Genomic DNA, 24626 nt, shown 5'->3' on the forward strand with positions numbered 1-24626 from the left:
AAAATAGTATTTTATCTAAGATTATAACTATATTGAATATTATTGTCAATTAAATAAAGTTCTTGAGATGATTTATGAGATGTTTTCAATAAATAAGAATAGGTATTTTAATTTTATTTTTACAAAAATAAATAAATTTAGTCCACTAAATTGTGGCAGAATGGAGAAAGAGTATGGCAGAATATTTTGATATTATATCGCTAGTATTTTTGATAGTAACAATTACAGTCGGCTTCCTCAAAAAAATGAATATCGGTCTCTTGGCAATCGGTATGTCGATCGTATTGGCACAATTGGCTGGCTTTTCAAGTTCTCAGGTATATGCGGGGTTTGATGCAAAACTATTTACTCAGCTAGTGGGAGTTACGTACCTATTTGGTATTGCACAAGTAAATGGGACGATAGAGCTCCTGGTAAAGAAAACGTTGGCGCTGGTAGGAAACAAAAGCTTTTTGGTCCCTATTATATTATTTTTAACGTCGGGATTCTTTACTGCAATAGGGCCAGGAAATATTTCGATGGGTGCCTTGATGACTGTTGTTGCAATCACCATTGCAGTATATATGGGAAAAAATCCAATATTTTATGCCTTGGTAACCAAAGCTGCAACTAACGGATTCGGTCTTTCTCCTATCACTCCTGCTGGGATTATCAGTACCAACCTAGGAGAAGCTGCGGGGTTTTCGGGATTCGAAATGGGAGTCTTTTTAAATGTAATATTATGGGGTGTTGTTTGCTTTATAACTTTCGCATTGATATTTAGAAAATCAGATAAAGCGACTACCGCTAAAGTATTAAAAATGGAAGATCTCGAAGCGTTTACTAGACCACAAATTATAACAATTATTGGTATGGTAGTTATGGTATCTATGGTATTATTCTTGGGCATTGATGTTGGTTTGGCATCATTCTTTGTTGCTGCCATACTTAGCTTTATGGGAATTTGTAAAGAAAAAAGCGCGTTGGCAAAAGTACCTTGGGGCACATTGATGCTAATTTGCGGTGTTGGCTTGTTGATGAATCTTGTAAATCAATTGGGCGGAGTAGCGTTATTAACAGAAGCACTTCTATCTATTATGACCGAAAATACTGCGACACCAATTATTGCCGGAGTTAGCTCATTGCTATCTAGCGTAAGCTCAACATCGGGCGTTGTGTTGCCAACAATGTATCCAACATTAACAGGCATCGTGCAAGAGTTCCCAAGTTTAAGCTTTACAGAACTCGCAAGCTGTGTCGCAACAGGATCATTCTCATCAGCTTTTTCTCCAGCATCAACAGGTGGCGGACTAATCTTGGCAGCGTATGCAACAGCAACTAATAGCTCAGAAAATGAATTAAATAAAATATTCGGTAAATTATGCGTGATTGCAGTTGGTATCTCAATCTTAAATGTAGTTTTGGCTTGGCTTGGACTTTATTCTATTATAGGTTAATAATTAAGGAGATGATTAATAGTGGTAACATTGAAAAATGAGAAAGTATGGCTATATGATAATCACAAAGTGATTTTGGATTCTGAAAATAATGAACACAACATTACACCCGAGCAAGCAAAAGCGGGTACAATGACAGCCGAAATATTTGCGACACATAATGAGTCGGGAACTGCAGATAACCTAAAACTGAAGTTTGATTCTTTAACATCACATGACTTGACGTATGTAGGGGTAATTCAAACGGCAAAAGCAAGCGGCTTAGAAAAATTTCCAGTGCCATACGTATTGACAAATTGCCATAATAGCTTATGTGCCGTTGGCGGTACACTCAATGATGACGACCACGTATTTGGCTTAACTGCAGCAAAGAAGTATGGCGGAATATCGGTGCCAGCCAATCAAGCGGTTATTCATCAATATATGCGTGAGATGATGGCAGGATGTGGAAAAATGGTTTTGGGAACTGATAGCCACACGAGATACGGCGCTTTAGGATGCATGGGTATTGGCGAAGGTGGCGGAGAGGTCGTAAAGCAACTACTGAGCAATACCTATGATATGAAATCTCCAGAAGTTATAATGATATATTTAGAAGGCAAGCTGCGACCAGGTGTAGGTCCGCAAGACGTATCGCTAGCTATTATTCGAGAGGTCTTTGCAAATGGGTTCCTAAAAAATAAGGTTATGGAATTTGTAGGGCCAGGAGTGAATGGGCTGTCAATGGACTTTAGAAATGGCATCGACATTATGACAACAGAGACAACTTGCTTATCTTCTATATGGATCACCGATGAAAAGGTGCAAGAGTATTATCAGATACATCAAAGACCAGAAGAGTATAAAGAGCTAAAGCCTCAAAATGTTGCCCTATATGACGGAATGGTACACATCGATTTATCAAAAGTGGAGTGTATGATCGCACTGCCATTTCACCCGAGCAATGCGTATACAATTAAAGAGCTGCAAGAAAATTTAGATGAGATATTGGAGAAAACTGAAAAAGCCGCGCAGAAGCAAATTAGTAATCCAAACTTAAAATTAAACTTACGCTCAAAAGTAAAAGATGGTCATTTGTATGTTGATCAGGCAGAAATTGCGGGCTGCGCAGGTGGAATGTATGAAAATATACAAGCAGCGAAACAAATATTACAAGGATGCGAATTGACAAGCGAGTATTTTGCATTAAATATTTATCCAGCGAGTACTCCAATATATTCAAAAATGTTAGACGACGGAAGCGCAAAAGCTTTGACACAATCAGGAGCAATCATTAAACCTGCGTTTTGTGGTCCATGTTTTGGCGCAGGAGATGTTCCGGCTCATGACTCGTTGTCTATTAGGCATACGACCAGAAACTTCCCAAATCGTGAAGGATCTAAGCCTGGCGATGGACAATTGGCGTCGGTCGCATTGATGGATGCGCGAAGCATAGCTGCAACAGCATTGAATGGCGGAAGATTGACTGCTGCAACAGAACTTGATTTTACCGAGCCAGAAGTGACTTATACTTTTGATCCACTTCCATACAAACGTGTATATAATGGATTTCAATCTCCACAAGCAAAGGAAGCCTTAAAACTTGGACCAAATATTACAGAGTGGCCAGAAATGGTAGCGCTAAAAGATGACATTCTATTAAAAGTCGCATCAGTAATAAAAGATGATGTTACAACAACCGATGAGCTGATACCATCTGGTGACGCATCGACGTATCGATCTAATCCTAAGAAGATGTCTGAATTTACATTATCTAGACGTGATCCACAATACGTTAGTACTGCAAAAGAAATGCTAGAACTCGAAGAAGAAAGAAGATTGGTCGAGAAAAATTCCAAAACGACGCTAACAAGTGAGTTGATCGAGCTAATATCGAAAGTTGCACCAGAAAAAGATATGTCAACATTCGTGAAAAATACAGGATTTGGCAGTGTAGTATATGCAGTAAAGCCAGGCGACGGCTCGGCACGTGAGCAAGCAGCATCTTGCCAGAAGGTATTGGGCGGGCTTGCCAACATTGCGGTTGAATATGCCACTAAGCGTTACCGTTCAAACTTAGTAAACTGGGGAATCTTGCCGTTTACAGCAGATAAGAGTGTTATGGATCAGCTAAATAGAAATGACTATATATACATCAAAGATATCAGAACTCAGCTGCAAAACAATGTGAAAACAAGCGACGCAATAGTTATTAGTGAAGATGGTACAACTAAAACGATAAAATTATATTTAAATGATATAGCACCAGAAGAGAAAGAAGTACTACTAGAAGGTTCGTTGATTAATTTTTATAAGAACGTTTAATATATCAAATCCCTCGCTGCTACTGGTGAGGGATCAAAAATATTTATAAAAAATGGAGGAGTATTAAATATGAATAAAATCGAATGTGTAATTTTTAGAGGCGGAACAAGTAAGGGTGTATTTATTTTGGAAGATAAGTTGCCAAAAGATAAAGAGCTTTGGGACGGAATCTTGCTATCGCTGATGGGAAGCCCAGATAAATTGCAAATAGATGGATTAGGCGGAGCGACATCTACCACTAGCAAGGTTGCTATAATATCAAAATCAGACAACCCGGATTGGGACGTTAATTATACATTTGCGCAAGTATCGATCGACAAAGCTTTGATATCATATAAGGGAAATTGTGGAAATATTTCTTCTGCAGTAGGTCCATATGCAATAGAAAAGGGTTTGGTAGATCCGGTAGACGGCGAGACTGTCGTGCGTATATATAACACCAATACCAACAAAGTGATTTACTCTCATGTGCAAACGCCAAATAAAGAAGTAAGCTATGAGGGAGACTTTCAAATAGCCGGAGTTCCGGGATCATCTAGCGTTGTAAAGTTGGCGTTTAAAGATCCTGCGGGGTCTATGACCGGAAAACTCCTTCCGACTGGCAATGCGGTAGATACTTTGGAAATACCAAACTATAAGCCAGTAGAAGTATCGTTGGTAGACTCTTCAAATCCGTTGGTCTTTATCAAAGCATCTGATGTTGGATTAAAAGGAACAGAGCTTCCAGCAGATATAGACAAAGATCCAGCAATGCTAAATCTTTTAGAAACTATAAGAGGAGTGGCGGCAGTAAAGCTTGGGTTTATTGCAGATTATAAAGAATCGGCTGAGAAAAGTCCGGGAGTGCCAAAGCTGACTATTGTTTCTGAAGCGGCAGACTATGTAACATCTCAGGGAGAAGAAATTAAGGCAGAGAGCATGGATATTTTAGGAAGAATGATGTCTATGCAATTAACTCACAAAACATACGCACTAACTGGAGCGCTCTGTACTGCTACAGCTGCAAATATCGAGGGATCTGTTGTAAATAAAGTGGTACGAAAAGGATTTGATCCTGCAAGCATTACGATAGCGCATCCGGGTGGGTTGATGCAAAACGGCGTGGAATGCGTTATAAATTCAAACAACGAAATTGAAGTACCGTGGGTATATGGCTACAGAACTGCGAGATACATCATGGATGGCGTCGCTTTTTATAGATAAGATTTATAGATAAGATCAAAATGCCTCATCTCTAGTTTTTTATATAGGGATGAGTTAATTAAAATATTGGAGGTGTTAGGTTATGGAAGCAATGAAACTGCAAGAAACTGCTGCAGCAGGAACTTTAGAATCGAGTGACATACAAATTATTATTGAACCAGCCAAAGCGGGATCGGGAATTAAATTGGACCTACAGAGTGCAGTGATGGCTCAATTTGGAGAGCAAATAGAGGCAGTAATTTTGGAGACGATAAAAAATCTTGGAGTTGCAGATGCCAAAGTTTTTGCTAACGACAAAGGGGCAATAGACGCGGTAATAATAAGTAGAGTGCAAACCGCAATATATCGTAGTGCTAAAACTAGTACGTATAAATGGTTTTAAGGGGGGAATCAAATGAAGCTAAGACGTTCGATGTTATTTTTACCAGCAAACAATCCGGGGCTAATTAGAGATGTTCATATTTATAAACCAGATTCGGTGATGTTTGATTTAGAAGATGCGATAGCGATGAGTGAAAAAGACGCAGCTAGAATATTGATACATAATATGCTAAAAGCTTTAAAGGATATTTATCAAGAATTAGAAATCGAAACAGTAGTTCGAATTAACGCATTGACAACTAAATTTTGGGAGCAAGATTTAGCTGCAGTGGTGAGTGCAGGAGTGGACATGGTAAGAATCCCCATGACAGAGCATCCGGAAGATGTAATAACGGCTTCTGATTATATATCACAAATTGAAAAGCAATGCGGAAGAGAAGAAGGTTCGACCAAAATTATGGTAGCAATTGAAACGGCTCTGGGAGTAATGAACAGCTTTGAAATTGCAAAAACTAAGTATAAAACCGATCGGTTGGTTGCGATGGCATTAAGCGCCGAAGACTTTGTTACCAGCATGAAAACATCTAGATCGATTTCGGGAGAAGAGTTGTTTACGGCCAGAGGAATGATTGCCATGGCGGCGAGAGCGTGCGACCTTGAGGTGTTAGATACGGTATATACCGACATTAACAATGACGAAGGATTTTTGAAGGAGGCCAACCTAATTAAGACCATGGGATTTGGCGGAAAGTCTTTGATACATCCAAAACAAGTTGAATTAATTCATAGCGTATTTACTCCAACAGAAACAGAAATAATTAAGGCTCAAAAAATTATTAGGGCTACCAACAAAGCTGCAGCGCAAAATTTGGGCGTGTTTACCGTTGATGGCAAAATGGTTGATGGGCCAATAATTGAGAGAGCAAGACGAGTGATTCAATTGGCAATGGCAACAAACCTAATAAGTGAGGAGGATGCGCAATGAGCAGGGTAAACAAAAAATTGTTGAAACAGATTAAGGGCTACGGATCACGAAAGCCATATAAAAATCCATATACTGCGTTAAACATTAATAAGAAGGAAGATATACGAAGAAATAAAGTGGTAGATTCATTGAAAGAAGCGATACAAAAAAGTGGGTTATCTGATGGAATGACAATATCTTTTTGCCATCATTTTAGAGATGGGGATAAGTTACTGATGCAAACGATAGAAGTTATTGCTAGCCTCGGTATTAAAGATTTGCGAATAGCAGCAAGTTCGCTAACATCTGCTCACGACGGGCTTATAGCATATATAGAATCTGGTGTGGTCACGAGATTAGAAACAAGCGGCATTCGCTCCAAGCTTGCAAAAGCAGTTTCAGAAGGAATTATGGGCGATAAGCCTGTGGTAATTCGTTCGCATGGTGGGCGTGCCCGAGCAATTGCAGAGGGTGACGTTAAAATTGATGTGGCATTTATAGGAGCGCCGTCAGCAGACTGTATGGGCAATGCCAACGGTGTAAACGGCAAGTCTCCGTGTGGGGCTATGGGATATGCCATGGTGGACGCCGCACATGCAGCAAAAGTGATTGTTGTAACCGACTGCTTAGTGCCGTACCCAAACTTTCCGCAAAGTATTATTCAAACTCAGGTTGATTATGTAGTAGTAGTCGATGAGATAGGCGATCCAAAAGGCATAATGACTGGCGCAACAAGAGCTGTTAGCAATCCCAAAGAGCTTCTTATGGCCAAAAATGTTGTGGAGGTTATGAAAGCTTCGGGACTATTTGTAGATGGATTTTCAATGCAAACTGGCTCGGGAGGCGCATCGTTGGCAGTCAACAAATTTATTAAGGATGAGCTGGTTAAGCAAGACATAAAAATAAGTTATGCATTAGGTGGATTAACATCCGCAATGTGTGAAATACTAGAAGAAGGATTAGTTCACAAGGTTCTCGATACACAGTCATTTGACCAAGTGGCAGGAGAATCGTTAAAAAATAATATCAATCACATTGAGATTAGCGCTGATTATTACGCATCGATTGGAAACAAATCCGCAGCAGTTGATAAGCTAGACTTTGTGGTGCTCTCCGCATTAGAGATAGATAAGGACTTTAATGTAAACGTAATATCTGGATCAGACGGCATAATCCGTGCGGCATCAGGAGGGCATAGCGACACTGCAGCTATGGCAAAAGTTGCAATAATAGTTGCACCACTAACTCGCGGAAGGATTGCAACCATTATAGATAAAGTAACTACAATAGTAACCCCAGGAGATACAATCGATGTAGTGGTAACAGATTATGGAACTATCGTAAATCCAAAACGCAGTGACTTAATCGAAAAATTTAAGAAGCAAAACATAAAGTTACTTACAATGGAAAGGGCTCGTGAGCTAGCAACAAAACTGGTTGGCACGCCGGCACCTATCGAGTTTGATGACCAAATCGTTGCAGTTGTGGAATATAGAGACGGCTCGATTATAGATGTAATTAGGAAAAGCAAAGCATAAGAGAGGTAGATATGTATGATAGAAGAATTTTTGTATGCTAGAGAACAGAGAGTAGCGCATCAGAATGAGTTGTGTAGCCAGCATCCGCAAAAGACGTTGGTTACTTTGAAAATCAATTATCCCGGTTTAGAAAAAAGCAACTATATAAATGACAGTATAATAAAAGCTTTGGCTGCAGAAATTTTATCGTACTATCCAGAAATAGTCTATCACGAAAGTTATGAAAGCTTGGAAGGGCTCATTTATCACTTTATATTTGATGCCTCGCTAACGGCAACAAAAGAAGAGATGGTATCGCTGGAAGAAAATCATCAATTGGGTCGTTTGGTAGATATAGACGTATATAATTTGGGAGCTGCGATATCTCGCAAAGACCTGGGGCTGCCGGTGAGAAAGTGTTTTATCTGCAGCAACGATGCTCACATATGCTCTAGGGCAAGAACTCATAGCATCGACGCAATAGCCTCTCATTTTAGATGCGCATATGCCGATTACGCATCGACCACGGCAGAAATTACAAAGATAGCTGAAGAATTGGCAATGCTTGCAACAAAGGCTATCGTGTGTGAAGTATCAACATACCCATCGTTTGGCTTGGTATCTCCAGTATCGAACGGTGCGCATACCGACATGGATTATTACATGTTTTTGGATAGTGCCATGGCGATAAAACCGTTTTTGAAAAAAATGGCAATAATGGGATATAGTTTTCATAGCCCGTTGCGTATTTTCAACGCTATACGTACTGTAGGAAAGGCGGCAGAAGCAGCGATGTTTGCAGCAACAGGCGGCGTTAATACTCATAAGGGAGTAATATTTTTGATGGGTATTTGCATTAGCGCAGTAGCAAAAAATAAGTTTGGAGAAACTGAAAGTGTTAGCGAAATCATTGAATCTATGACGCAAAATATACTGTATGACTTTGAAAATTTGCAGGATAAAGCGGAGCTAACGCACGGAGAACAGTTATACGTTCGATATGGATTTACAGGTGTTCGAGGGCAAGTCAAAGATGGGTTGAAAGTAATTTTTGAATATATTGTTCCGAAATACAAAAATAGTGAGCTGCCAAAAAGGGAACTGTATTGCCAAATTTTAATTGAGTTGATGGCTTTGGTAGACGATAGTACAGTTGTGTATCGGCATAATTTTGATATGTTGAAGAAGGTTAAACAAGATGCGCAAACGATTTTGGCTGCAGGAGGAATAAGTACAAAAGAAGGCTTGACACTTGTGGAGAAAATAGGTGCGGAATATATAGCAAACAGAGTGAGTTCTGGCGGATGCGCTGACTTGCTTAGCATTAGTATTTTTATTTTAGCAGTGTAGATATGACGTTTTTATTATATTGCAGTAGTGTGATATAAATATTATGAAAGGGTGACCGACGTGTATTATAGTGAGAGTATTGAGGAGATTTTTACAAAGCGAGAAAAAGTAGAGGTAACATATTTTTTAGAGAAGTTTGGGTTACAATATGGAGATGTAGAAGACACGATTGTTATACGCGACAATAATCAGATTATTGCAACCTGTTCAAGAGCACAGAATGTGTTAAAATGTTTTGCCATAGCAGAAGAATACCAAGGGTTAGGACTCACTAATACGTTAATTTCTCACATGACGCAAAAATTATACGCTGAGGGGATTTACCACCATTTTATATTTACAAAACCAGACAATGTAGAGATCTTTGCAAGCTTAGGATATAGGCATATTTCTTCTACCAGCAAGGTTGCATTGCTAGAAATAGGAAATAACAGCATTGTATCGGCTCTAGATCAATTAAAAGATGACTATCATATAGATACCTCCAAAGAATATGCGGCAATTGTAATGAACTGTAATCCATTTACGTTAGGACATAAATATCTCATAGAACAAGCTAGCCTCGAAAATGAGAATGTAATAGTATTTATTGTAGAAGAGGACAAATCAGCCTTTAAATTTAGAGATCGAATAGAGTTAGTTCGTCAGGGTGTTAAAGAATTTGGCAACGTTGTTGTTTTGCCGGCCAGTAAATATATCATTTCACAAGCAACGTTTCCGACGTACTTCATTAAACAAAATGATGATGCGACAGCGATATATACCGAACTTGACTGCAGCATATTTGGCAAATATTTTGTGAATGCCTTAAACATCAAGAAGCGATACGTTGGCAATGAACCGAATTGCAACTTAACCAGTAGCTACAACGACACGATGAAAAAGGTACTGCCTAGTTATGGGATAGATGTACGAGTGGTCAATCGCAAAGAAATTGATGCGACTCCTATTAGTGCAACAGAGGTTCGAAAATTGTTAGATCAACACGAGTTTGAAAAAATCAAAGCGTTGGTTCCGAATACCACGTATAACTTTTTACTAGCCGATATGAAGATATCAGCATAAACTACATAAGCCACCTTGCTTACACTAGAAGGTGGCTTTTTTGCGTTTAAAATGTATAGAATAATGGCGAGCCAGGTCCTATAGGAAGCCCTACAAGGTACCATATTACAAACAAAATTGTCCAGCCTATCAAGAATGCTATAGAGTATGGTAGCATGGTTGTGACAAGCGTTCCCACTCCGGCTTTTTTATCATATTTTTGACAAAAGGCCACTATAAGTGCAAAAAATGGCATTAGTGGGGCTATAACATTCGTGCATGAGTCACCGATTCTAAATACCAGCTGAGTTAGCTCTGGAGAGAGCCCGATTTGCATAAACATGGGTACAAATATCGGTGCCATTAGAACCCATTTGGCAGAGTCGACAGCAATAATAATATTGATCAAAGATGTTAATATGATAAACGCAATGATCAGTGGCAGTCCAACAAATCCTGTGTTTTGAAGAAATTGAGCTCCGTTTACCGAAATAATTGTGCCTAATTTTGAATAATCGAAAAAGTTAATAAATTGTCCACCAAAAAAAACTAAGACTAAAAATCCAGTAATAGAAGTTATACCTTTTGTCATGAGCTCGATCACATCTTTGTCGTTTTTGATAACCTTTGATCCGATGCCATAGAATATGCCTGGCACCAAGAAAAAGAATGCCATAATCGGAATGATGCTATTCATAAATGGAGATACCAAGATGCCGTTTGTTTCAGGATTTCTGAGGATTCCGTTTGGAGGAACAACTAGTAATGCTATCAATATTATGTATGCCAAAAGAGCGATTCCCGCCCAGCGCATTCCTCGTTTTTCTAAGTCTGTTATCTTCTCAATTTCATGTAGATCAAATTTCTCGTAAGCACCCAACCGAGGCTCCACAATTTTTTCGGTAACCAAAGTCCCCAAAATCACAATCAAGAAAGTCGATGCGATCATAAAATACCAGTTAGCAGTTGGCTGAACTAAATAGTTTGGATCCAATATATTTGCAGCTTGCGTAGATATACCGGCAAACATAGGGTCGTTGGTGCCTATTAGTAGATTTGCGCTCCACCCGCCCGAAACTCCGGCAAACGCAGCTGCCAAGCCTGCAATCGGATGTCGTTTAAATCCCATAAATATAATTGCTCCAAGAGGAACCAACACTACATATCCCGTGGATGATGCAACATTTGAGATGACCCCTAGAAATACGATCATGGCTGTGACCCATTTTTTGGGAGTAACCTCTGTCACTCGTTTTAGCAAAGCTGTTAACAGCCCTGTGCCTTCCGCAACTGCCACACAAAGTATAATCATAAATACTGGTCCCAAAGAATAGAAACCGGTAAAGTTTGGAATTATGCTAGTAAACATGTGTCGGATGCCTTCTGCAGATAACAAACTTACTGCAGTAACTTGCATCTCTACAATTTGTCCCGTGGCCTGATCATATCCATCGTAGGTAACGCTAACTCCAAGCGCGGCACATATAGCAGATGCCACAATAACCACGGCTATCAGTATAATAAATATTGTAGTAGGATGCGGCAACGCGTTTCCCGCTTGCTCGATCTTATCTAATGTTTTAGTTAACAATGTTTTTCTTTTCATTTATGTACTTCCTTTCAGTGTGATTTGTACAGACTGATTATATAGTTTAGATTTTATATCTGTCAAGAAAAAAGTGTTGTTGTAATTATATTATTATGCTTCATATGAAGTAATATCTCATGGAGAGTTTGAAATAACAAAAAAGCCGCCTCCTATAAAACCCGGAGACGACTTGCGATAGCCTATAACCAAAGATAATCAATAAAAAGAAATGCTAAGAAGAATGCTACAAAAAACACCGATGCAATGGGAAGAATTGTGGAATACATTGCCATTATGATTGCCTTTTGCTCTTTCCAAGTTAGATCCATTAACTGAGGTTCTTTTTTCATAGACTCCATCCTTTCTTAATCGTATAAATGACACGCAACATAGTGGTCGTTATCATGCTTCTTATATTCTGGCATAACTGTCTTGCATTTCTCCATGCATTGCCTACATCTGGTGTGAAACTTACATCCGGCTGGAGGGTTTGCAGGAGATGGAATATCCCCTTCTAATATAATTCGGCTCATCTTTACGGTGGGGTCTGGTGTAGGTATAGCGCTAAATAGCGACTTTGTATATGGGTGCATTGGGTTTTGGAATATCTCTTTTGTTGATGCCTTCTCCACCAAATTTCCCAAATACATCACGCCAACTTCGTTTGATATATGCTCCACAACACTCAAATCATGCGATATAAATACGTAACTGAGCCCCTTGGTTTTCTGCAAATCCATTAGAAGGTTGATGATTTGCGCTTGGACCGATACATCTAATGCCGAGACTGGTTCGTCGCAAACTATAAGTTTAGGCTTTAAAGCAACTGCACGGGCTATGCATATTCGCTGCCGTTGACCACCCGAAAATTCATGTGGATAACGGTCTATTTGGTGATCTTGGAGCCCGCATTCCCTCATTATTTCCATGACATAGCTGCGCAAAGCCTTTTCCGGAACAATCTTATGCTCTCTTACTGCCTCTCCGATTATTTCTCCAACAGGCATCTTGGGGCTTAGCGAACTATACGGATCCTGAAAAATAATTTGAATTTCTGGCCGAATCTCTCGTAATTGTTGATCGGTTAACGCAAACACGTCTTTACCATCAAAAATGACCTGGCCACCATTGTTGCTGTGTAATCGCAGTAAAGTTTTGCCAACCGTGGTTTTGCCGCAGCCCGACTCACCTACCAATCCAAATGTCGATCCGCGTGCAACTTCAAATGAAATCCCATCAACAGCTTTTACATGCCCAACCACCCTTTGTAGCAAACCACCTCGTATATCATAATACTTCTTTAAGTTTTCAACTTTTAATATTGGTTCACTCATCGGCAACCTCCTTTGCATTATCGTATAAATGGCAAGCAACTTTGTGATAACTGCTAAGTTGCTTCAGTTCGGGTATGTCGCCATGACACGCTGCGCTAACTCTATCGCAACGATCTTTAAAAAAGCAATGGTTGGGTAAATTGATCGAATTTGGTACCGATCCAGGAATGGAATACAGTCTGTCAACGTTTTGATTGACAACAGGCTTACTTTTAATTAGCCCAATTGTATATGGATGCTTGGGATTTAGAAACACTTCTTCTGCAGTCCCTTGCTCGACGATTTTGCCCGCATACATAACTACAACAAAATCTGCCATTTCGGCTACAACGCCTAAGTCATGCGTGATAAGCAAAATACTCGCATCGATTTTAGATTTTAATTCTCGTAGAAGATCTAATACTTGCGCTTGAATCGTGACGTCTAACGCAGTTGTTGGCTCATCGGCTATTATCAACCTCGGATTACAGCAAAGAGACATGGCGATCATTACACGCTGACGCATCCCGCCCGAAAGCTCATGAGGAAAACATTTATATATTCCTTCAGCTCGCGCAATTCCAACGAGCTCTAACATTTTTATAGTTTGTGCTTTAACATCGGCTTTCTTTATATCTGGTCTATGCAGTAATATTGCTTCATCGATTTGCGCGCCAATTCTAAACACAGGATTGAGGCTGGTCATGGGTTCTTGAAAAATCATCGAAATTTCGTTGCCTCGAATTGTTTGCATTAGAGAAATGGGCGCTTTTACAATATTGATTGGGCCAGATGGTCTGTTGTATCGAATTTCGCCTTCTGTAATTTGCCCAACAGGTGCCGTTACCAACTTCATTATAGACAAGCTCGTTACCGACTTTCCGCAACCAGATTCACCAACCAAAGCTACCGTTTTGCCTTGCGGTATTTCGAGCGTTACGCCATTTACTGATTTTGCAATTCCTATATCTGTATAAAAATACGTGTGTAAATTATCAATTTCTAATATATTGTCAGGATTTTTCATAGTTGTCGCATATTCTTCGGGCTGAATATCTTTGCGTTTTTTTTCGGCTTCAAATTTTTTTATCACAATTTTATTGTTCCGAGAAATTTCTCTCATTTGATGTCTGGCTTCTCTTTTCAGTGCTGTTTTTTTAAACACTAGCAAACACCTACCTTTTCATTTTAGGGTCAAATGCGTCGCGCAGTCCATCTCCAACAAAGTTAAATCCTAGCACTGTTGTAAGAATAAATAATCCTGGTGGAAGCCACATAAATATATATTCTCTTAGAATGATAGGGTCTTTTACAATATTTACCATGTTACCCCAAGATGCATATGGAAATGGCACGCCGATTCCCAAATAGCTATACGCAGCTTCGGTTAAAATAACGCCGCCCATCCCCATGGTTGCAACAACAATAAGTTGAGGCATAACGTTGGGTACCAAATGCTTGATAATTTTTCTAGATGGACGAATTCCTGTCGCTTCTGTTGCAATCATAAATTCTTGTTCACGCAAACTCAAGATTTGACCACGAACGAGCCTGGCGACACTGGCCCAGCCCATAAGCCCCATAACAAGGGTTAGCCAATAAATTTTTTGCTCTTGTGGTACTTTATAAGCTAGCAAGAGTGAACTAATTATTAACATTATTGGAAGTGTTGGCAAACAATATATTACATCAACGAGACGCATTATTAGGTTGTCAATTTTTCCTCCAAAATATCCAGCAATTCCGCCTAAAGTTACGCCAAGTGTAAGTTGAAAGAACACTACAACAAATCCGATGGTAAGTGAAATTCTTCCGCCATACATAAGTCGTGTAAAAATATCTCGGCCATCTTTGTCTGTACCACACCAGTGAAGCGCTGAAGGTGCCTGCTTATTTGCGATGACAACGCCAGGTGCAGCGGGGTTATAGCCTTGCAAATTTTCGGTACTAAACTCCACCCCGTCTGTTGCTGTATAAAAAATTGTATATTCCCCATAAGGAGAAAATAATGGTCCAATAAACGAAAATATAAACATACCAACCAATATAATAACGCCAACGATAGCAAGTTTATTGCGCAAGAAGCGTTTAGTAACCAACTGACCGGGCGTCACTACTTTTTCTAAATTTATGCTTTCCTTTGCCATATTACTCCCTCCTTATTATTTTAAGCGTACACGTGGGTCAACAACGCCATAAAGGACGTCTGATACAAGCGTTCCGATAAGAGTCAATGTTGCCATAAATAAAGTAGAGCCCATTATATATGGAACGTCTCCGCTACGAAGCGCGGTCAATGCTGTGTTCCCAACACCATCGATTCCAAAGATTCCCTCTGTAATCATCGCGCCTGCAAATAACCCTGGGATCATTCCTCCTAAAATGGTAACTATTGGAATTAACGTATTTCTAAACGCATGTTTATATACAACTGTATTTTCGCTAAGTCCTTTTGCTCGTGCAGTTCTAATGTAATCTTCGTTTAACACTTCTAGCATGTTCGTGCGGCAATATCTCATAAGTCCACCGATTCCTAAAACGGTAAGAACCATAACAGGTAGAACAAAATGTTTTGCCATATCTAAAATTAACGCAAATCCTTCATAGTCCATACGCGCGGTTTCCATTCCAGAGAGAGGGAGAATGCCAAGCCATTGAGCAAATACTCTTTGTAAGATAGCTGCAAAGAAAAAGCTCGGAAGACTCATTCCCATCAATGCGACGGTGGTGACCGCATAATCTGTTTTGCTATATTTTTTAGTAGCAGAAATTACGCCTAACGGTATTGCTATTAGTATTTGTAAAATATAAGCTGGGAAAGACATCCAAAAAGAGTACCACATTTTGCTACTAATCACTTCTGCGACAGGCTTTTTCTCAACAAAAGAAGTTCCCAAATCGCCTTGAACAACGCCGCTGATCCATTTGGCGTAACCCTCTGGAATGCTATCATTTAGCCCATAAAGTTCGTTTAGGTTATCAATCATCTCTTGCGTCACTTCAGGATTTCCGTTTGTGATTGTCGATACATAATCTACAGGAGCGCTTCTAATCAAACAGTAGATGATAACAGAAACACCCAACAAGATGCCAAACCCGATACCAACACGTCTCACAATATATTGCCACATAACTTCTCCCCCTTTTTATATTACTTATTAATGCAGCAATTCAAATCACAGCATATGCTATAAGCTGAAGTGCCGCATCAACAATAAGGGCCACGGAATCAAACCGTGACCACTACAAAATTTATTTGACCATCTCTATATTTTGAAGCTCACTGTAGAAATTGTAATACGGAGTCATATCATCAGTAAGCGAATCTATATTAATCATTTCTGGGTTAAACACATACATATTTTTACGCTGATAAACAGGCATTTCCACTGCTTGATCCATTATAATATCCAAGGCTTGTTGATACAAATTTGTTCGAACTGCGACGTCGTTTGTGGAGCGTGCATCTACTATTATTTTGTCTAAGTCATCATTAAATATGGAGTAGTGATTTGATGGCCCTGTTGAGTGATATATTTGATACATATCGGGATCGGCTGTAGACCCCCAAGCTGCCACCCACATATCCCAGCCTTTTTGATTGAGAACATCGAAGAACAGAGATCCGTCGGTATCCGCTATTTCTAGAACTGCCCCCATGGCTTCTAGGTCGCTCTTCATTTGAGTTAAAACAGGTGCAGTTGGGTGATCCATCGTTCCGCCACCTGGAATCCCCACTTCTATACGCAGTTGTTTTCCATCTTTAACCAATTTTCCGTCTACTTCAGTATAACCCGCAGCCACGAAATATTCTTTTGCCTTCGCTACATCGTAACCATAATATTCTGTGGCATCTTGCGGATATGCCCAAGACACGGTGGACATCGGGCGTTCTATCACAGTAGCCAAGTCGCCGTAATATGACTCAACTGCAGGAGCACGATTCATAAGATGCATCAAACCTTTACGTACATTAATATCTGGTACACGCTCGGCATTGATTCCAATATAGCCATAGCCCAAGTTGTCTACTAGCTCATAGTGTAATCCCGCTTCTTCGACATTGGCAACCATCTCTGGAGATGCTGATGGATCGGATAAATCCACCTGCTGGCTTCTAACGGCCTCAAACATATTTGCTTGATCTATTACCTGAAACTTCAACTTGTCTAATTTAGGTGCACCAAAGAAATAGTTTGGATTGTTTACTAAGTTAACAACGTTGTTTGCAAAGCTGTCAAAAATAAATGGCCCTGCACCCAACGGAGCTTCGTTTTTAAGTTTTACTCCTGATAAATCGCCTTTTTTGAAAGTGGTTCCATAATAGTGTTCTGGTGTTACAGATATAGCAAACTTGTAAATAGCTGCAGGATCGATGCCATCAATGGTAACTTGAACAGTTTTGTCGTCTAATTTTTTGATACCCGCAATTTCAGTTGCGTCGCCCTCTTTATAGTCTGCAAGGCCCACAATAGGCAACGTGTTTAGCGTCGACATTCCGTCATAAGTTGGATCTAGTAGTACCAAAAAATTGAACATCACATCGTCCGCAGTCATAGGCTCGCCATCGCTAAATTTGATGCCGTCTTGTAATGTAAAAGTATATACAGTTTGTAGGTCGCCAGAATCTGTCGTTGTTTCTTCTATATTAAAAGTTGCGGCTTCTGGAACAACTTGTCCCAAGCGATCTTGCCCTAACAATCCCATATGCACACGACCATTAATGACGTCGTCATACGCAGTAGTATAGAAGAAAGGGCTAAATACTCCGTTTAAGTCACCAACAGCAAAAACGCTAGTTCCAAACGCTCCAGATTCAGTTGCATCTGTATTTGGTGTCGCATCTTCGGAGCCACCACAACCTATTAAAGCAATAGTAGAAAATCCAGCAATCAGAGATAGTGTTGTAATTTTTTTTGAAAATTTTATCATAGTAATCTCTCCTTTTTTTGTTTAGTGACTTATATGAATTATATGGCTCTTTCAAAAGTTGTAGCATTTATGTAAATATATAATAACACTTAGTTAATTGTTTTGCAATATGATATTTTTGGTAAAAAGTACTTGCGTTTAAAGCTAAACCCAAATATGCGCATGCTAATTCTATAAAAAAACATAATTATTACATAATTTGTTGGTCATTATTTTAAATTGCTGCTAACAAAAAATACATAATCAATATTTTAATGTAAAAACTAGTAGCAAACGAAAAAAATTTTATAAGTTTGGTTGAAAATCGAATTTTGTGGCAATATTATTTATAATGATTGTGAAGGTGGAATGAAGATGAACCCATTTAAGATAAACCTATTTAAAAATAAACGACAAAATACACGATCAAACGAGAAGTCAGAATTTGTGACTTTGGGATCGCAATTAAATGAAGATAAAATTAAACAAGATTATGATTTCTTTAACCACTATTTTGATGCGCAGCTTATTGATTTGTATAACTATCAGAAACTAAAATAGTCTGTGCTAATATGCAACAGACCAGATCTCGTTCTTATCGTTTTTAATTATTTAACGAACTCAATTTGCTGATGGCAAAGGCAACCTCGGCTCTAGTAGCATACTCAGTAGGCTCAAGCTTGTGATCTCGACCCAACAAAATTTCGTTATTTATAGCCCATTTTACTGCTAATAGAGCCCAGCTACTCACGTCGTTTGCATCTGCGTAGCCCGAAATATCAGCCAACTGTGTAGTAAAAATATTCGCCGTCTTGGCAAAATTAAATAGCACCACTGCTAGTTGCTCTCGCGAAATGTTACAGTCTGGACGAAAAGTCCCGTCGGCATAGCCGCTGTAAATTCCCGAATCGACCGCCCATTTTATCGCATATGCATATTCCTCATCCGATCCAATATCGCTAAATGTCTCAACATCGCTCATATTATCCGAATGCTCCAAATCGGCAAACGCATACATCACTGTCGCAAAAGATGCTCGAGATATTGGCGATAAAGGGGCGTTTATATTCACGAATGAATTGCTCATATTTGTAGTTGCTACTTCCTCGAGGGCACCATTATCTAATGCAACAGCCACCCCATCCGCAATTTCTGAAGTATTTGATTGACAGTTTGCCAAGTAAGTTTGTTGCTCGAATTTTGCAATTGCATTTTTTAGAGCCAATACTTCTCCTTCAACCACGGCCTCGCTTTTGGGTGAGGCAATTACCGCTTCTGCTATAGCGATCGCCTTCTCCAATTCCTGATGCGCGTCATGGCAATGCGTATCCTGATCGAGTGCGCGGCTTTTTATCGCAACAGCGTTCGCAACCTCGGTTATAAGCGGCGTCGCATCAACAAAAGCTCCAACTTGTAATGTATTTTCAAACAGCGCAATTGCATTTTTTAGAGCCAATACTTCTCCTTCAACCACGGCCTCGCTTTTGGGTGAGGCAATTACCGCTTCTGCTATAGCGATCGCCTTCTCCAATTCCTGATGCGCGTCATGGCAATGCGTATCCTGATCGAGTGCGCGGCTTTTTATCGCAACAGCGTTCGCAACTTCAGTTATAAGCGGCGTCGCATCAACAAAAGCTCCAACTTGTAATGTATTTTCAAACAGCGCAATTGCATTTTTTAGAGCCAATACTTCTCCTTCAACCACGGCCTCGCTTTTGGGTGAAGCAATTACCGCTTCTGCTATAGCGATCGCCTTCTCCAATTCCTGATGCGCGTCATGGCAATGCGTATCCTGATCGAGTGCGCGACTTTTTATCGCAACAGCGTTCGCAACCTCGGTTATAAGCGGCGTCGCATCAACAAAAGCTCCAACTTGTAATGTATTTTCAAACAGCGCAATTGCATTTTTTAGAGCCAATACTTCTCCTTCAACCACGGCCTCGCTTTTGGGTGAAGCAATTACCGCTTCTGCTATAGCGATCGCCTTCTCCAATTCCTGATGTGCGTCATGGCAATGCGTATCCTGATCGAGTGCGCGACTTTTTATCGCAACAGCGTTCGCAACCTCGGTTATAAGCGGCGTCGCATCAACAAAAGCTCCAACTTGTAATGTATTTTCAAACAGCGCAATTGCATTTTTTAGAGCCAATACTTCTCCTTCAACCACGGCCTCGCTTTTGGGTGAGCAATTACCGCTTCTGCTATAGCGATCGCCTTCTCCAATTCCTGATGCGCGTCATGGCAATGCGTATCCTGATCGAGTACGCGGCTTTTTGTCGCAACAGCGTTCGCAACCTCGGTTATAAGCGGCGTCGCATCAACAAAAGCTCCAACTTGTAGTCTACTTTCAAACATCGTAATTGCATTTTGAAGCATCAACAAAGCGGCTTCAATTAAGCCCTCATTTTTGGAATTGTGAACAACTGCGGATGCGGCAGCGATGGAGTCTGTAAGCTTTGCCATTTGCCGCGGATCAACAAATTTGACACCTTTAGTGATTTGATCAGGAGCGTTTTCAGATACTACGATACTATCTCGAAGCGTCTTTGCTTTTCTGATCTCGGTCTGAAGAACTGCCTTATCGATAAATGTGCCCACTTGAACTTCGCTCTCAAATACAGCCGTGGCAGATTGTAGTGATTCGATCGTGGTCGCAATTAGTTGATTGGGGGTTGCGAAATCATTTTTTTTTTCGATTTCCTTTGCAACACTTTTGGCCTCGGCTATTGCCGTATCTAAATTTTTCATCTTCTGATTAGAGATAAATTTTACACCAATAGCAACTTCAGAAAATTCACGGTTGTCAATCTGTACATCATTTTTGACCAAAGTAGTTTTTCCGATTTGGGCAATTAAATTTGAGGTATCCACAAATTCTCCGGTTTGGATTGCCTCTTTAAAATTGGCAACGGCTTGGTCTAAATTGTATGCTACACTATCAATTTCTGCAGTGTTTTTGGGCGATATCAATGTCGACTCTGCCTTCGCAATGGCTTTTTCCAAATTTTTCATATCGGCGCTGCGTACAAAAGGTACACCAAAATCGATCTCTTCTTTATTACTATCTCTAACTAAGATCCAGTCATCTGCAAATTTAGCCGCCTCAATGCTTGCCACCAAATTTGCTAATTCTAAAAAACGGCCGACTTTCACCTCTCTTTCAAAAACTTTGATAGCTTTGGCAAGTGTCGCCGTAGCTTTTGTAACGTCAGAATCGCTTTCGGAGTTTTCGACAGCCCACCGAGCAGCCCCTATGGCATCGGCGAAAGTTTGCATTTGCGTCGTCGAGACAAATTTTGTGCCATGAGCAATTCCGCCAGCCGATTTATCAGTTGCCAATATTCCCGCCATCGCTTGGTGAGCTTCCTTAATTTTAGCAGTCAAAGCACTGGTATTAACTGCAGAAACAAACGTCCCCTGTTTGATCAAATCTTGAAAAATATCTACGGCAGATTTTAAATCGATTGTCGCGATAGCCACGGTGCGATCATTTTCAGGATTTTCTACGACTTCGTTAGCTCTGGCAATCGCAGTGTCCAAAGCCATCATTTCTTGAAGCGATACAAACGAAATTCCCTTTGCAATGCTGGAAGAATCTTTGTCGACTGCAACAATGCCAATCCTTGCATCGTTAGCTTTTTCGATAGCTTTTAGAAGAGTAGACGTATCGACGAACGTCCCATTCTTTGCGGCGGCTTTGAATGTATCATAAGCAAATTCTAAGCTGGCTTGAGCGGCCGCAATTTCGGCAACAGAAGCAGGATTCTTTGCAACTTTGCGAGCAGAATCAAGAGCAATATTAATGGCCGTCAAATCATTTGGAGTAACGAATAACACACCTTTATCGACCTTGTTTGCTGGCTTGTCAATCACTCCAATATTTTTACTAAGCTGAGTGATTTCTTTTATCTGGTCCCACAGCTGCGATGTATCCATCAGTCCAACTTTGGTGAGATTTTTGAACGTAATAGTCGCATCAGAAAGCTTTGCTATTTCGTCATCTACTGCAGAAAGGCTAGGCGGGGAATCGGCAATATCGCGTGCCGAAAAAATTGCGTTATCCAAAGCTTCGAGCTCAGCTGGGGTTACAAACCAGATTCCTTTGTAGACCTCTGTAGCTAATTTGTCAATAATTTCCAAGTCGACTTTTGCTTCGAGCGCGGCGTTAATGGCATATTCAAGAGGCATAACATCGATAAATGTCCCCACCTTGATGCTATTTTGTAAGTTTTTCATGGCTCGATGAATGTCGGTCAAAGCCGAACCCACCATTTCAAGATCGAGAGGTGCTGCGGCAATTGAGCGAACCCTTGACAAAACTGCATCAAAATTTTCGTACTGTTTGCCGTTTATAAATTTGAGACCTTGACGCACGTTTTCCTCTTTTTCATTATCAACAACGACAACCTCGCCTAACATTGCCTCAAAATCTACGATGGCTTCCTTAAGCGCTTCAACGTCCACAAGAGATCCAGTCTGAATAGAATTTTTAAACTTAACTACGGCAAGCTGCAACTCAATTACTTCGTTGGCAACGAGCTTTGGAGTTACGATGTCCTTGCTCATAACCGAAATGGCATTTGGAGCAGAGGCCAAATCCGCTACAACTTCAGGTGTGAGCATCGCAGAAACTGCACATTCGGCTTCTGCAAAATTTGGTATCAACGGAGCTATAAATTTGTCATTTGCAGACTCGGTAAATATCAAATATTGATCTTCCTCAAAAACAGCCATAGTTGGAATGGGCTCAGAAATTTGCAATTTAACTCGTTCGACCATATGCTGCGCTTTCGCAATATCTTTATCAAATGCGGCCGAGTCGGCAGTGGAAACAAATCGAATGCCCTTTGGCACTTCAGTCGCATTTGCGTCGATAATTTTTATTCCAAACTTAACGGTCTGCGCACGATCAATTTCGGCGATCAACGGTGCCGCGTCAACGAAAGATCCTATTTCCAATGCATCAGAAAACTCGGCTATAGCTTGTCTCAAATTTGAAATTGCAGTAGATACAAGCATCGGGGTTATAACATTATCAACATTTCCAGCATCCGCAATTCCAATAATTTCATCGGCAGCGGCCATAGATTTTTCAAACATCGCGAAAACATCAGGATCAACGAAGCGAGTTCCTTGAAGCACTTTTGTCGCCTCGGCACGCATCGGCTTAACATCGGTCACTGCCCGACGCGCATTTTTTATCTCATCTCGAAGTTTGGTCGTATCCACAAAAGTTCCGGTTTGGATAGATTTACCAAAGGAATTTGTCTCTTGGCGAAGGCTATCAACCGATTGCGCAACGATAGCCGTGGTGATGGCGTTTTGTGACTTTTGCGCTTCCTCCACGATCGCTTGAGCGGCCGCTATATTGGCAGATAATTCTTTAGCTTGTACCAACGGAGCAAACCTAACTCCCTGAGCAACTTCTTCCGCAGAATTATCTATGATGGCAATATCAGCCTGTAAATCTTGAGCAATTTCAATTTGCTTTCTCAAAGAGCTGGTATCTACAAAAGTTCCTATTTGAATTGAGTTCTCAAATTTTTCGACGGCATCGATTAAATTTTCAACAGCATCTACTTCGACATCGGATTCCACTTCTAGTATGCTTATAGCTTTGGCTGCTGTTATAGAAGCATCTAAAGTCGCAAAGGCCGTGCTAGAAACGAATCGAATTCCGAAAGGTACTTTGTCGGCAGTTGCATCGATAACTTCTACATCATCTCGAGCGATGATCGCTTGCTCAATCTGTTCCGATAATGACCTAAGATTTTCGTACTTGCCGTGTCGAATTGCTTTGTTGTAAGTTTTTATAGCCTTCTGTAGATTTGCAGTGGCAATAGAAACGGTCTGAGCCGTCACCGTGTTTTCGGAATTGCCTTCAGCGACGGTGCTGATTATTGCGCGCGCTGCAGCTAAATTGTCATTGAGCTTTTTGGCAGCAGCAGACGAGATGAACGCAGTGCCTTTTGGTATCTCAGATTCGGTAGCATCTCTAACGGTAATGCCAACCTGGCTGGCAAGTGCGTTATCTATGGCTGCCACAAGTTTGGACGTATCAATCAAAGTGCCTTCCAAAATTTTGTCGCTGAAATTGATTGTGGCTTCGCGTAAATTAAATATCATCGCCGCGATGTCGACGTCTGTTTCCTCTTCGGCCTTTATAGAATCAACAAATGCCTGAACTTTTTCTATAATGGTATCATACTCTTGTGCAGCCTGAAATGAAACAAATCGAATCCCCTGATCTACCAAAGTTGGGTCTTCTGTCATAATAATAACGTTTTTACGAATATCTAACGCATCGGCTAGGGCATCCTCCAGTTCCGCAAGATCCACGCTTTCCTGAATTGCTGTGCTCAAAGCATCAAAGGTATTGCTAATAATAGGAATCTGAAATTCTGGCTCTGGAATTTGGCTAAATTCAAAAAACTCCATCAATTTGGTTTGTTTGGCAATCTTTTTCGAATTGGTCGCGACCTCCAAATCAGCATAGGGCTCCTCAATAATCGGAATCTCAAATGATGGCTCTGGGATATCAATGTCTGCTAATACTTCGGGCATACTGAAAAATAACTCCTTTGTAAACTGATTTATCTCACTTTCAGAAACAGTCGTGTCTTCTAAATCACTTCTCACTGTTGCTTGTATGTACGAGGGGAAGTAATTTGTGTA

General features: G+C 40.4%; 18 protein-coding genes. 9 read left to right on the plus strand and 9 right to left on the minus strand.

Annotated features, from left to right (window positions below; genetic code table 11):
* Positions 1 to 173 precede the first annotated feature (173 nt).
* The 8 genes from PCY70_RS00370 (at position 174) to citC (ending at position 10160) form a co-directional block, all read left to right on the plus strand.
* Positions 174 to 1436 carry an SLC13 family permease gene (locus tag PCY70_RS00370; RefSeq protein ID WP_305768003.1) on the plus strand — a complete coding sequence of 421 codons (1263 nt, stop codon included), beginning with the start codon at positions 174 to 176 and terminating at the stop codon, positions 1434 to 1436.
* Between the two features lie 21 nt (positions 1437 to 1457).
* Entirely contained in the window at positions 1458 to 3740 is a 2283-nt protein-coding gene (locus tag PCY70_RS00375; RefSeq protein ID WP_305768004.1) for a hydratase, read from the plus strand.
* 69 nt (positions 3741 to 3809) lie between these two features.
* Complete coding sequence (locus tag PCY70_RS00380) at positions 3810 to 4943, plus strand: 2-methylaconitate cis-trans isomerase PrpF family protein (protein ID WP_010165696.1); 1134 nt, start codon at positions 3810 to 3812, stop codon at positions 4941 to 4943.
* An 82-nt stretch (positions 4944 to 5025) separates the two neighbouring features.
* Positions 5026 to 5325, plus strand: a complete 300-nt coding sequence (gene citD, locus PCY70_RS00385; protein WP_010165697.1) for a citrate lyase acyl carrier protein — start codon at positions 5026 to 5028, stop codon at positions 5323 to 5325.
* Positions 5326 to 5337: 12 nt separating this feature from the next.
* The gene (locus PCY70_RS00390) at positions 5338 to 6249 is read left to right on the plus strand and encodes an HpcH/HpaI aldolase/citrate lyase family protein (RefSeq protein ID WP_010165698.1); all 912 of its coding nucleotides are present in this window, start codon (positions 5338 to 5340) and stop codon (positions 6247 to 6249) included.
* Complete coding sequence (gene citF, locus PCY70_RS00395) at positions 6246 to 7766, plus strand: citrate lyase subunit alpha (protein ID WP_010165699.1); 1521 nt, start codon at positions 6246 to 6248, stop codon at positions 7764 to 7766. Before PCY70_RS00390 ends, citF begins: the two co-directional genes overlap by 4 nt.
* Before the next feature lie 15 nt (positions 7767 to 7781).
* Complete coding sequence (gene citX / locus PCY70_RS00400; RefSeq protein ID WP_305768005.1) at positions 7782 to 9095, plus strand: citrate lyase holo-[acyl-carrier protein] synthase; 1314 nt, start codon at positions 7782 to 7784, stop codon at positions 9093 to 9095.
* A gap of 60 nt (positions 9096 to 9155) precedes the next feature.
* Positions 9156 to 10160 carry a [citrate (pro-3S)-lyase] ligase gene (gene citC / locus PCY70_RS00405; RefSeq protein ID WP_305768006.1) on the plus strand — a complete coding sequence of 335 codons (1005 nt, stop codon included), beginning with the start codon at positions 9156 to 9158 and terminating at the stop codon, positions 10158 to 10160.
* 46 nt (positions 10161 to 10206) lie between these two features.
* Here the strand turns inward: citC and PCY70_RS00410 are convergent, their stop codons facing one another.
* The 7 genes from PCY70_RS00410 to PCY70_RS00440 all read right to left on the minus strand — a co-directional run bounded on the left by PCY70_RS00410 (position 10207) and on the right by PCY70_RS00440 (position 17972).
* Positions 10207 to 11745, minus strand: a complete 1539-nt coding sequence (locus PCY70_RS00410) for an AbgT family transporter (protein WP_305768007.1) — start codon at positions 11743 to 11745, stop codon at positions 10207 to 10209.
* A 182-nt stretch (positions 11746 to 11927) separates the two neighbouring features.
* Complete coding sequence (locus tag PCY70_RS00415) at positions 11928 to 12077, minus strand: hypothetical protein (protein ID WP_010165702.1); 150 nt, start codon at positions 12075 to 12077, stop codon at positions 11928 to 11930.
* Positions 12078 to 12092: 15 nt separating this feature from the next.
* Entirely contained in the window at positions 12093 to 13061 is a 969-nt protein-coding gene (locus tag PCY70_RS00420) for an ABC transporter ATP-binding protein (RefSeq protein WP_010165703.1), read from the minus strand.
* Positions 13054 to 14205 (minus strand): ABC transporter ATP-binding protein, encoded by a 1152-nt coding sequence (locus tag PCY70_RS00425; RefSeq protein WP_330697030.1) that lies wholly within the window; start codon positions 14203 to 14205, stop codon positions 13054 to 13056. The genes PCY70_RS00420 and PCY70_RS00425 overlap by 8 nt, the downstream gene beginning before the upstream one ends.
* Positions 14206 to 14215: 10 nt before the next feature.
* Positions 14216 to 15187 (minus strand): ABC transporter permease, encoded by a 972-nt coding sequence (locus PCY70_RS00430; protein ID WP_305768008.1) that lies wholly within the window; start codon positions 15185 to 15187, stop codon positions 14216 to 14218.
* Between the two features lie 15 nt (positions 15188 to 15202).
* Positions 15203 to 16171, minus strand: a complete 969-nt coding sequence (locus PCY70_RS00435) for an ABC transporter permease (RefSeq protein WP_305768009.1) — start codon at positions 16169 to 16171, stop codon at positions 15203 to 15205.
* 121 nt (positions 16172 to 16292) lie between these two features.
* Positions 16293 to 17972 (minus strand): ABC transporter substrate-binding protein, encoded by a 1680-nt coding sequence (locus PCY70_RS00440; protein ID WP_305768010.1) that lies wholly within the window; start codon positions 17970 to 17972, stop codon positions 16293 to 16295.
* A 354-nt stretch (positions 17973 to 18326) separates the two neighbouring features.
* On the opposite strand from PCY70_RS00440, the gene PCY70_RS00445 reads away from it, so the two are divergent.
* Positions 18327 to 18512, plus strand: a complete 186-nt coding sequence (locus PCY70_RS00445; protein WP_305768011.1) for a hypothetical protein — start codon at positions 18327 to 18329, stop codon at positions 18510 to 18512.
* 43 nt (positions 18513 to 18555) lie between these two features.
* Here the strand turns inward: PCY70_RS00445 and PCY70_RS00450 are convergent, their stop codons facing one another.
* Together PCY70_RS00450 and PCY70_RS00455 are read right to left on the minus strand one after the other, a co-directional pair.
* Positions 18556 to 20100: an S-layer homology domain-containing protein gene (locus PCY70_RS00450; protein WP_305768012.1), complete on the minus strand. Its 1545-nt coding sequence runs from the start codon at positions 20098 to 20100 to the stop codon at positions 18556 to 18558.
* Positions 20091 to 24515, minus strand: a complete 4425-nt coding sequence (locus PCY70_RS00455; protein ID WP_305768013.1) for a hypothetical protein — start codon at positions 24513 to 24515, stop codon at positions 20091 to 20093. The genes PCY70_RS00450 and PCY70_RS00455 overlap by 10 nt, the downstream gene beginning before the upstream one ends.
* Between the last annotated feature and the right edge of the window lie 111 nt (positions 24516 to 24626).

Source organism: Candidatus Epulonipiscium viviparus (assembly GCF_030708075.1).
GTDB classification, from domain to species: domain Bacteria; phylum Bacillota; class Clostridia; order Lachnospirales; family Cellulosilyticaceae; genus Epulonipiscioides; species Epulonipiscioides viviparus.